Origin of the sequence: Leclercia sp. M-A074-M (genome assembly GCF_965195605.1) — a bacterium.
Taxonomy (GTDB): Bacteria; Pseudomonadota; Gammaproteobacteria; order Enterobacterales; family Enterobacteriaceae; genus Enterobacter.
Genome location: NZ_CBDAHM010000022.1, coordinates 1 through 9,737, shown reverse-complemented (window position 1 = coordinate 9,737; position 9,737 = coordinate 1). Strand labels below are relative to the sequence as shown.

General features: G+C 50.3%; 10 protein-coding genes and 2 pseudogenes. 6 read left to right on the top strand and 6 right to left on the bottom strand.

What is annotated here, in order from left to right; translation table 11 throughout:
• Positions 1 to 106 precede the first annotated feature (106 nt).
• Positions 107 to 304: pseudogene (locus ACOKCT_RS22755) on the bottom strand (DUF4158 domain-containing protein); the annotation flags it as partial.
• 163 nt (positions 305 to 467) lie between these two features.
• On the opposite strand from ACOKCT_RS22755, the gene ACOKCT_RS22750 reads away from it, so the two are divergent.
• From ACOKCT_RS22750 to ACOKCT_RS22735, 4 genes are all read left to right on the top strand, one after another.
• Positions 468 to 1,025 (top strand): recombinase family protein, encoded by a 558-nt coding sequence (locus tag ACOKCT_RS22750; protein WP_001235713.1) that lies wholly within the window; start codon positions 468 to 470, stop codon positions 1,023 to 1,025.
• Between the two features lie 182 nt (positions 1,026 to 1,207).
• On the top strand, positions 1,208 to 2,068 hold the full coding sequence (locus tag ACOKCT_RS22745; RefSeq protein ID WP_000027057.1) for a broad-spectrum class A beta-lactamase TEM-1: 861 nt from the start codon (positions 1,208 to 1,210) through the stop codon (positions 2,066 to 2,068).
• A gap of 131 nt (positions 2,069 to 2,199) precedes the next feature.
• Positions 2,200 to 2,628, top strand: a complete 429-nt coding sequence (locus tag ACOKCT_RS22740; protein ID WP_054575786.1) for a restriction endonuclease — start codon at positions 2,200 to 2,202, stop codon at positions 2,626 to 2,628.
• A 4-nt stretch (positions 2,629 to 2,632) separates the two neighbouring features.
• Positions 2,633 to 2,839: a hypothetical protein gene (locus ACOKCT_RS22735; protein WP_001749967.1), complete on the top strand. Its 207-nt coding sequence runs from the start codon at positions 2,633 to 2,635 to the stop codon at positions 2,837 to 2,839.
• Positions 2,840 to 2,849: 10 nt separating this feature from the next.
• Here ACOKCT_RS22735 and ACOKCT_RS22730 read toward each other — a convergent pair.
• Positions 2,850 to 3,122: pseudogene (locus ACOKCT_RS22730) on the bottom strand (IS1 family transposase); the annotation flags it as partial.
• A 98-nt stretch (positions 3,123 to 3,220) separates the two neighbouring features.
• Between ACOKCT_RS22730 and ACOKCT_RS22725 the strand changes: the two are divergent.
• On the top strand, positions 3,221 to 4,654 hold the full coding sequence (locus tag ACOKCT_RS22725; protein ID WP_001288432.1) for a DNA cytosine methyltransferase: 1,434 nt from the start codon (positions 3,221 to 3,223) through the stop codon (positions 4,652 to 4,654).
• A gap of 33 nt (positions 4,655 to 4,687) precedes the next feature.
• On the opposite strand, the gene ACOKCT_RS22720 is transcribed toward ACOKCT_RS22725, so the two are convergent.
• The 4 genes from ACOKCT_RS22720 to dfrA14 all read right to left on the bottom strand — a co-directional run bounded on the left by ACOKCT_RS22720 (position 4,688) and on the right by dfrA14 (position 8,030).
• Positions 4,688 to 5,896 carry a type II site-specific deoxyribonuclease gene (locus ACOKCT_RS22720; RefSeq protein WP_001749969.1) on the bottom strand — a complete coding sequence of 403 codons (1,209 nt, stop codon included), beginning with the start codon at positions 5,894 to 5,896 and terminating at the stop codon, positions 4,688 to 4,690.
• A 266-nt stretch (positions 5,897 to 6,162) separates the two neighbouring features.
• Positions 6,163 to 6,927: an IS6-like element IS6100 family transposase gene (locus ACOKCT_RS22715; protein ID WP_420193910.1), complete on the bottom strand. Its 765-nt coding sequence runs from the start codon at positions 6,925 to 6,927 to the stop codon at positions 6,163 to 6,165.
• A gap of 142 nt (positions 6,928 to 7,069) precedes the next feature.
• Entirely contained in the window at positions 7,070 to 7,336 is a 267-nt protein-coding gene (gene mobC, locus ACOKCT_RS22710; protein ID WP_001144737.1) for a plasmid mobilization relaxosome protein MobC, read from the bottom strand.
• 220 nt (positions 7,337 to 7,556) lie between these two features.
• Positions 7,557 to 8,030, bottom strand: coding sequence for a trimethoprim-resistant dihydrofolate reductase DfrA14 (gene dfrA14, locus ACOKCT_RS22705; RefSeq protein ID WP_004201280.1), 474 nt, complete (start codon positions 8,028 to 8,030; stop codon positions 7,557 to 7,559).
• A 155-nt stretch (positions 8,031 to 8,185) separates the two neighbouring features.
• Between dfrA14 and intI1 the strand changes: the two genes are divergently transcribed.
• Entirely contained in the window at positions 8,186 to 9,199 is a 1,014-nt protein-coding gene (gene intI1 / locus ACOKCT_RS22700) for a class 1 integron integrase IntI1 (RefSeq protein WP_000845048.1), read from the top strand.
• The last annotated feature ends 538 nt before the right edge of the window (positions 9,200 to 9,737 follow it).

Below are 9,737 nucleotides of genomic sequence, written 5' to 3'. Positions count from 1 at the left end.
ACGGCCCACAGAATGATGTCACGCTGAAAATGCCGGCCTTTGAATGGGTTCATGTGCAGCTCCATCAGCAAAAGGGGATGATAAGTTTATCACCACCGACTATTTGCAACAGTGCCCCCAGAAAACGGGCGGTGGTGAGCTGAAGCGCAATTCCCAGCCGGTTATGCCTTCCCCGCCGCTGGTTAATGAAGGCAAGATCCCGCTCATCAAGATGAAAATAGCGCGCCAGCTGCACGTCATTGGGTTCTGCAACATAGCGACCATAATTCAGTTCCTGCTCAGTGGTCAGAAAATCGACGGGCATACCGGCCTCCCTGCCTGATGGTCATGAATTAACAATTTCGCAACCGTCCGAAATATTATAAATTATCGGACATCGTAAAACTGTTACATTAATATGTCTATTAAATCGTAAATTTGTAATAATAGACATGAGTTGTCCGATATTCGATTTAAGGTACATTTTTATGCGACTTTTTGGTTACGCTCGGGTCTCAACCAGTCAGCAGTCTCTTGATCTTCAGGTCAGAGCACTCAAAGACGCAGGTGTGAAAGCAAACCGTATATTTACCGATAAGGCATCCGGCAGTTCAACAGACCGGGAAGGGCTGGATTTGCTGAGGATGAAGGTGGAGGAAGGTGATGTCATTCTGGTTAAGAAGCTCGACCGTCTTGGCCGCGACACTGCCGATATGATCCAACTGATAAAGGAATTTGACGCTCAGGGCGTGGCAGTCCGGTTCATTGATGACGGGATCAGTACCGACGGTGATATGGGGCAAATGGTGGTCACCATCCTGTCGGCTGTGGCACAGGCTGAACGCCGGAGGATCCTAGAACGCACGAATGAGGGCCGACAGGAAGCAAAGCTGAAAGGAATCAAATTTGGCCGCAGGCGTACCGTGGACAGGAACGTCGTGCTGACGCTTCATCAGAAGGGCACTGGTGCAACGGAAATTGCTCATCAGCTCAGTATTGCCCGCTCCACGGTTTATAAAATTCTTGAAGACGAAAGGGCCTCGTGATACGCCTATTTTTATAGGTTAATGTCATGATAATAATGGTTTCTTAGACGTCAGGTGGCACTTTTCGGGGAAATGTGCGCGGAACCCCTATTTGTTTATTTTTCTAAATACATTCAAATATGTATCCGCTCATGAGACAATAACCCTGGTAAATGCTTCAATAATATTGAAAAAGGAAGAGTATGAGTATTCAACATTTTCGTGTCGCCCTTATTCCCTTTTTTGCGGCATTTTGCCTTCCTGTTTTTGCTCACCCAGAAACGCTGGTGAAAGTAAAAGATGCTGAAGATCAGTTGGGTGCACGAGTGGGTTACATCGAACTGGATCTCAACAGCGGTAAGATCCTTGAGAGTTTTCGCCCCGAAGAACGTTTTCCAATGATGAGCACTTTTAAAGTTCTGCTATGTGGTGCGGTATTATCCCGTGTTGACGCCGGGCAAGAGCAACTCGGTCGCCGCATACACTATTCTCAGAATGACTTGGTTGAGTACTCACCAGTCACAGAAAAGCATCTTACGGATGGCATGACAGTAAGAGAATTATGCAGTGCTGCCATAACCATGAGTGATAACACTGCTGCCAACTTACTTCTGACAACGATCGGAGGACCGAAGGAGCTAACCGCTTTTTTGCACAACATGGGGGATCATGTAACTCGCCTTGATCGTTGGGAACCGGAGCTGAATGAAGCCATACCAAACGACGAGCGTGACACCACGATGCCTGCAGCAATGGCAACAACGTTGCGCAAACTATTAACTGGCGAACTACTTACTCTAGCTTCCCGGCAACAATTAATAGACTGGATGGAGGCGGATAAAGTTGCAGGACCACTTCTGCGCTCGGCCCTTCCGGCTGGCTGGTTTATTGCTGATAAATCTGGAGCCGGTGAGCGTGGGTCTCGCGGTATCATTGCAGCACTGGGGCCAGATGGTAAGCCCTCCCGTATCGTAGTTATCTACACGACGGGGAGTCAGGCAACTATGGATGAACGAAATAGACAGATCGCTGAGATAGGTGCCTCACTGATTAAGCATTGGTAACTGTCAGACCAAGTTTACTCATATATACTTTAGATTGATTTAAAACTTCATTTTTAATTTAAAAGGATCTAGGTGAAGATCCTTTTTGATAATCTCATGACCAAAATCCCTTAACGTGAGTTTTCGTTCCACTGAGCGTCAGACCCCGATTTGAAGCGCATGGCTTCAGAACCATCAGAAACAAACGCTATACCGGCGATGGAGGCATTGACGGCCAGGTAATAATAGGAAAATATCGCTATCTTATTCAGGCTAAACGCTATCGCGGCCATATTGCTTTACAGCACGTACAGGAGTTCGAGAAGTTGCTTAAACGTCATAACTGTCGCGGTCTGTTTTGCCATACCGGGAAAACCGGCGCAGGTTCAAAATCTGTCAGTATTGCCAGTGAACGGATGGAGATTATCAGCGGCCAGCGCCTGATAGATTTGCTCACGCCCGGCAGCTCCTTCACTATCGCAACCGCCCCGCAGACGATGATGAAGCGTACCGCAGCAACACTAGAAACGAGCACCATTGTTAAAGATGCCGGTAAAGAAAATCGATACCATGAGAGTTAATTAAATGAAGTCAGTAACTATAGAAGCAAAAACATTTGCTGAAATGTTAGGAATAACAGAAGGTGAGTTAATCTTTGCCATTAAGAAAACTGGCACATTCAAAAACAAGACCATCCCACAACCTCATGAGCCACATAAATCAAATAATAGATTTTTATATTCAGACGTAATGAGGTTTATAGAATCACTAAAAGACAAAGAGAACCGGTAATGACTCCAACTTACTGATAGTGTTTTATGTTCAGATAATGCCCGATGACCTTGTCATGCAGCTCCACCGATTTTGAGAACGACAGTGACTTCCGTCCCAGCCTTGCCAGATGTTGTCTCAGATTCAGGTTATGTCGCTCAATGCGCTGAGTGTAACGCTTGCTGATAACGTGCAGCTTTCCCTTCAGGCGGGGTTCATACAGCGGCCAGCCATCCGTCATCCATACCACGACCTCAAAGGCCGACAGCAGGCCCAGAAGACGCTCCAGCGTGGCCAACGTGCGTTACCTAACAATAAACCTGTTTAAATATCCAGATAAAAACATTCAATCTGGGTCAAATGAGTGATACAGTTTCACCCATAAGACCCAATGGAGGCAATATGTCTGAATTTGAATTACTGGCGCAGGATCTGCTTGAGAAAGCAGAAGCGGAAGAACAACTGCGACAGGAAAATGATAAAAAGCTGCTCGGGCAGGTGCTGGAAATCTATGACCAGAAGTACGTGGCTGAACTGCTTAGAAAAGTTGGTAAAAATGAGTGGAGTCGCGAGACTCTTAATCGCTGGATTAATGGTAAGTGCTCACCTAAGACGCTGACGTTAGCCGAAGAGGAACTTCTACGAAAAATGCTTCCGGAAGCGCCTGCACATCACCCTGACTATGCCTTCCGGTTTATTGACCTGTTTGCTGGGATTGGAGGTATACGGAAGGGCTTCGAAACCATCGGTGGCCAGTGCGTTTTTACCAGTGAATGGAATAAAGAGGCTGTGCGCACATATAAAGCTAACTGGTTTAACGATGCTCAGGAACACACTTTCAATCTCGATATTCGTGAAGTCACGCTCAGTGATAAACCTGAAGTACCTGAAAACGATGCCTATGCTTACATTAATGAGCATGTGCCGGATCATGATGTACTTCTAGCAGGTTTCCCCTGTCAACCGTTTAGCCTTGCGGGCGTAAGCAAGAAAAACTCGCTCGGGCGCGCGCATGGTTTCGAATGTGAGGCTCAGGGAACGCTTTTCTTCGATGTGGCGCGTATTATCCGCGCAAAAAAACCTGCCATCTTTGTTCTTGAAAACGTTAAAAACCTGAAGAGCCATGACAAGGGTAAAACCTTTAAAGTCATCATGGATACCCTCGACGAACTGGGCTATGAAGTTGCGGATGCAGCTGAGATGGGCAAAAACGATCCTAAAGTTATCGACGGAAAGCACTTTTTACCTCAGCACCGAGAACGTATCGTTTTGGTCGGTTTCCGCCGTGATCTGAACATTCACCAGGGCTTTACCCTGCGCGATATTAGTCGTTTTTATCCGGAACAGCGTCCGTCATTTGGCGAACTGCTGGAACCCGTGGTTGACAGCAAATATATACTGACGCCGAAACTCTGGGAGTATCTCTATAACTACGCCAAAAAGCACGCAGCTAAGGGTAACGGATTCGGTTTTGGCCTCGTTAATCCTGAAAATAAAGAAAGCATTGCCCGTACGCTTTCTGCTCGCTATCACAAAGACGGGTCTGAAATTCTGATAGACCGTGGCTGGGATATGGCCACAGGTGAAACAGACTTCGCGAACGAAGAAAATCAGGCGCATCGGCCCCGCAGGCTGACTCCGCGAGAGTGCGCGCGCCTTATGGGTTTTGAAAAAGTAGATGGCAGGCCTTTTCGCATTCCTGTGTCAGACACTCAGTCGTACAGGCAGTTCGGTAACTCCGTAGTGGTGCCCGTGTTTGAAGCCGTAGCCAAACTGCTTGAACCTTATATCCTGAAAGCGGTTAATGCCGATTCGTGCAAGGTTGAACGAATCTGATCGCTCCTCCCGGTATTTATGCCGGGAGATAATCTATGGAATATCTGCGTAAAGCCCTGTCAGCTCAGCAATAAACGCACCTAGCGTCATTAGCTCAGCTCTCACCGCCTCCGGGTATTTTTTGTGCAGAGATGATGGCACGACCAATCTGACACCCGACTCCCGCATCTCCCGATATTGAGCCAGAGAAACTCCCTCCTGGAGTGTAAACAGATGCACCTGATGAATTTTATCGGCCTCATTCAGTATCTGACGCCAGCGATCCTTACAGGTAGTCTTGACTGCCAGCATGCGCAGATTTTCTACGGGAAACTCAGTATCGTGGTAAGCCCCTGCGGAAGGGAAAAGGAAATCGGGTTTTTTATTACCTTCTGTGATGGCCTGCGTCGCAAAGTGTCGCAGGCCGTGCTCAATGAATAGATGCTCCAGGTGCAGTTCCAGCGACTTCCCGGCTCTGGATTTACGGCGATTGCTGACAGAATTGGCCAGCGCAATAAATTCATCCACAGAGCCAAATCCTTTCCGGATGATATCCAGAACATGCAGTTCCTCAACCAATAGAAATATGTCGTACTCCACGCGCCGGCGGTCAAGAAGTTGCTCATCCGGATCAAGGGAATTTTTCACATAATGGCTGGCTGCATACTGAATAATTTCACTTCCCGACGGAAAGCGCAGGTGCCAGTCTTCAGGTAGAATATATTTATGATTTACTGGCGCTTGCTGTAGAGATAGTCCGCCTAGAATCTGTCCTGCGGGGCCGGATATAAGCGCTCCGGGTATAACTTCACCAATAGCGGTCTCAATGACGTCCTCTTCATCAGTGCTGGCGCATACCCAAATATTTACTTCCTTACAGTCCCCCCCTTGCTCATCAAGCTTGAAAGCCAGGAGCGTCAGAGCCCCTGTATTTTCAGGATCCTGAAGTGGGCTGCCTCTACCCCAGCGGGTAATCCTTTTTTCATTCCGGGTTTTACCAAAATGACGGCTGTTATAATAAATTGCCCTGGCTTCGCTGTCAGGGCAATCATGCGATGACACATGTGCGGTGAGAAAAACCGAAGGGTTCAGTTCACGGGTATGGTTGATAGACGGAAAGAGTTTTTCAACGATACCTGAAGGGATATAAAGCCCTACCTGGTGACCACCTGTTGCGCCGGTATCGTTGGCGGAAAGGCGTTTGATGTAGACGAAGTAATTCTCACATGCGATCTCAAGTAGCCAGTTGTGGAAAACCGACATAAGCATCCCCTGTTACCCTGAAACTCTACTCACCATTTTTTCATGATTATATACAAACAGTGTCATTTTCAGAAGACGACTGCACCAGTTGATTGGGCGTAATGGCTGTTGTGCAGCCAGCTCCTGACAGTTCAATATCAGAAGTGATCTGCACCAATCTCGACTATGCTCAATACTCGTGTGCACCAAAGCGAGGTGAGCATGGCGACGGAGGCTCTGTTGCAAAGATTGGCGGCAGTCAGAGGTAGGCTGTCGCTCTGCGCCGATCAGGCGGCTGCTGCGAAATGGTGGTTGAGCATGCCCATGGCCTCCGTCAGCGCCGAGGGCCCAATGCCAAAAGCTCTCTCCACAAGGCGCACCTCGCCCCTGATGCCGGGCTGCAGGCACCAGGGGCGAGCCTGTCCTTTGCGCAGGGCTCGCATGACTTCGAATCCCTTGATCGTGGCATAGGCCGTGGGGATCGATTTGAAACCGCGCACCGGCTTGATCAGTATCTTGAGCTTTCCGTGATCGGCCTCGATCACGTTATTGAGATACTTCACCTGCCGGTGGGCCGTCTCCCGGTCCAGCTTTCCTTCGCGCTTCAATTCGGTGATCGCTGCACCATAGCTCGGCGCTTTGTCGGTATTGAGCGTGGCAGGCTTTTCCCAGTGCTTCAGGCCTCGCAGGGCCTTGCCCAGGAACCGCTTCGCTGCCTTGGCGCTGCGGGTCGGCGACAGGTAGAAATCGATCGTGTCGCCCCGCTTGTCGACTGCCCGGTACAGGTAGGTCCACTTGCCCCGCACCTTGACGTAGGTTTCATCCAGGCGCCAGCTCGGATCAAAGCCACGCCGCCAGAACCAGCGCAGCCGCTTCTCCATCTCCGGGGCGTAGCACTGGACCCAGCGATAGATCGTCGTATGGTCGACCGAAATGCCGCGTTCCGCCAGCATTTCCTCAAGGTCGCGATAGCTGATCGGATAGCGACAATACCAGCGCACCGCCCACAGGATCACATCACCCTGGAAATGGCGCCACTTGAAATCCATCATCGTTCCGTCCGTCCAATCTCCGCCAAGCATGCTCAAGCTTCACGATTTTTGCAACAGAGCCCACACGAGTATTGAGCATAGTCGAGATTGGTGCAGATCACTTCTGATATTGAACTGTCAGGAGCTGGCTGCACAACAGCCATTACGCCCAATCAACTGGTGCAGTCGTCTTCTGAAAATGACAATCGTGCCACCGGCTCCAGGTCTTATCGAACAGCTCAGACACATGGTCCAAATGCTGGTCGATCCGTTCGGCCAGTTTTTCGATGGCCTCTTGCTTGAGCTTGTCACTTTCCCTGAACTCGATGTTCAAGGCCCTGGCCACCTGGTTGAGGTTCCGGCCGATAGCTCCAAGCTGCCGGCACGATTCCCGTACGGTGTTCACTTCTTCATCAGTGAGGACCGGCATCCGGTTCAACGACCGCAGTCATTTCTGTACCTAAACAGTCCTGCGAATATGTGAGTTTTGACCTAATGAGCCACAAAAACTCATTTTCGCCCACGATAATTTTTCTACTTCCTTTCTTTGGAATGCTCATTTCAATATTCACATAACGTCGCTATCAATCGCGGAAAAGGCGTAGTGCGCGAAGCGAACGAAGCTTTTTGCCGTCGATTGCATAGCTTTGTTAACCCTTTTTCCAAATTTGATAGCAATAGTTAATGTTTGAAGTAAAGTGTTGCTCAAAAACAACTTCGAAGGTATTTGGAATACTCGGGAAGAAAACATCCCCCTCTGGCTCGATGTCGATCGTCGATAAGTGGAGCGTAGAGGCCATGGGTAATGTTTCTCGGTAAATTTCTCCGCCACCAGACACTATAACGTGACCGGTGAATTCAGCTAGCCTGTCCATGGCCTCTTCGATTGACTGAAATACAACTACATTGTCATCATTTGATGTCCAACCTGAGCGGGTAACGACCGCGTATTTCCTATTGGGGAGTGCGCCCATAGATTCAAACGTCTTGCGACCCACCAGAAGCCACTGATTGTAGGTCAATGCTTTAAAAAGTAGCTGCTCCCCTTTCGCGGACCAGGGTATGTCTGGACCGCAACCAATCACGCCGTTTTTCGCTTTCGCAGCCATCAATGATACTTTCAAGGTTCTCATCCTGGGTTAACTTTGTTTTAGGGCGACTGCCCTGCTGCGTAACATCGTTGCTGCTCCATAACATCAAACATCGACCCACGGCGTAACGCGCTTGCTGCTTGGATGCCCGAGGCATAGACTGTACAAAAAAACAGTCATAACAAGCCATGAAAACCGCCACTGCGCCGTTACCACCGCTGCGTTCGGTCAAGGTTCTGGACCAGTTGCGTGAGCGCATACGCTACTTGCATTACAGTTTACGAACCGAACAGGCTTATGTCCACTGGGTTCGTGCCTTCATCCGTTTCCACGGTGTGCGTCACCCGGCAACCTTGGGCAGCAGCGAAGTCGAGGCATTTCTGTCCTGGCTGGCGAACGAGCGCAAGGTTTCGGTCTCCACGCATCGTCAGGCATTGGCGGCCTTGCTGTTCTTCTACGGCAAGGTGCTGTGCACGGATCTGCCCTGGCTTCAGGAGATCGGAAGACCTCGGCCGTCGCGGCGCTTGCCGGTGGTGCTGACCCCGGATGAAGTGGTTCGCATCCTCGGTTTTCTGGAAGGCGAGCATCGTTTGTTCGCCCAGCTTCTGTATGGAACGGGCATGCGGATCAGTGAGGGTTTGCAACTGCGGGTCAAGGATCTGGATTTCGATCACGGCACGATCATCGTGCGGGAGGGCAAGGGCTCCAAGGATCGGGCCTTGATGTTACCCGAGAGCTTGGCACCCAGCCTGCGCGAGCAGCTGTCGCGTGCACGGGCATGGTGGCTGAAGGACCAGGCCGAGGGCCGCAGCGGCGTTGCGCTTCCCGACGCCCTTGAGCGGAAGTATCCGCGCGCCGGGCATTCCTGGCCGTGGTTCTGGGTTTTTGCGCAGCACACGCATTCGACCGATCCACGGAGCGGTGTCGTGCGTCGCCATCACATGTATGACCAGACCTTTCAGCGCGCCTTCAAACGTGCCGTAGAACAAGCAGGCATCACGAAGCCCGCCACACCGCACACCCTCCGCCACTCGTTCGCGACGGCCTTGCTCCGCAGCGGTTACGACATTCGAACCGTGCAGGATCTGCTCGGCCATTCCGACGTCTCTACGACGATGATTTACACGCATGTGCTGAAAGTTGGCGGTGCCGGAGTGCGCTCACCGCTTGATGCGCTGCCGCCCCTCACTAGTGAGAGGTAGGGCAGCGCAAGTCAATCCTGGCGGATTCACTACCCCTGCGCGAAGGCCATCGGTGCCGCATCGAACGGCCGGTTGCGGAAAGTCCTCCCTGCGTCCGCTGATGGCCGGCAGCAGCCCGTCGTTGCCTGATGGATCCAACCCCTCCGCTGCTATAGTGCAGTCGGCTTCTGACGTTCAGTGCAGCCGTCTTCTGAAAACGACAAACAGCCAGAAAGGCTGTTACAGGCGATTTGATCTGCAACCTATTGGTTAAATTAATGTATCAAAAACGATGGTTTTTGTGACAGTCTTGAAAAGTCCTGACTTCTCCCGAAAAATGACTCCCCTCATGTAACAAAACTCGTTACTGTATCAACATAACAATAACCCCATAACTAATTAGCGAGAAAAGAATGAAAATCGGCTATGCACGTAAATCTACGGGCACTGTTGCAAATAGTCGGTGGTGATAAACTTATCATCCCCTTTTGCTGATGGAGCTGCACATGAACCCATTCAAAGGCCGGCATTTTCAGCGTGACATCATTCTGTGGGCCGT

Bases quoted from the DNA above. Each gene is read 5' to 3' on its own strand.
- ACOKCT_RS22750 (WP_001235713.1), top strand. From the start codon at position 468: ATGCGACTTTTTGGTTACGCTCGGGTCTCAACCAGTCAGCAGTCTCTT.
- ACOKCT_RS22745 (WP_000027057.1), top strand. From the start codon at position 1,208: ATGAGTATTCAACATTTTCGTGTCGCCCTTATTCCCTTTTTTGCGGCA.
- ACOKCT_RS22735 (WP_001749967.1), top strand. From the start codon at position 2,633: ATGAAGTCAGTAACTATAGAAGCAAAAACATTTGCTGAAATGTTAGGA.
- ACOKCT_RS22725 (WP_001288432.1), top strand. From the start codon at position 3,221: ATGTCTGAATTTGAATTACTGGCGCAGGATCTGCTTGAGAAAGCAGAA.
- ACOKCT_RS22720 (WP_001749969.1), bottom strand. From the start codon at position 5,896: ATGTCGGTTTTCCACAACTGGCTACTTGAGATCGCATGTGAGAATTAC.
- ACOKCT_RS22715 (WP_420193910.1), bottom strand. From the start codon at position 6,927: ATGATGGATTTCAAGTGGCGCCATTTCCAGGGTGATGTGATCCTGTGG.
- mobC (WP_001144737.1), bottom strand. From the start codon at position 7,336: ATGCCGGTCCTCACTGATGAAGAAGTGAACACCGTACGGGAATCGTGC.
- intI1 (WP_000845048.1), top strand. From the start codon at position 8,186: ATGAAAACCGCCACTGCGCCGTTACCACCGCTGCGTTCGGTCAAGGTT.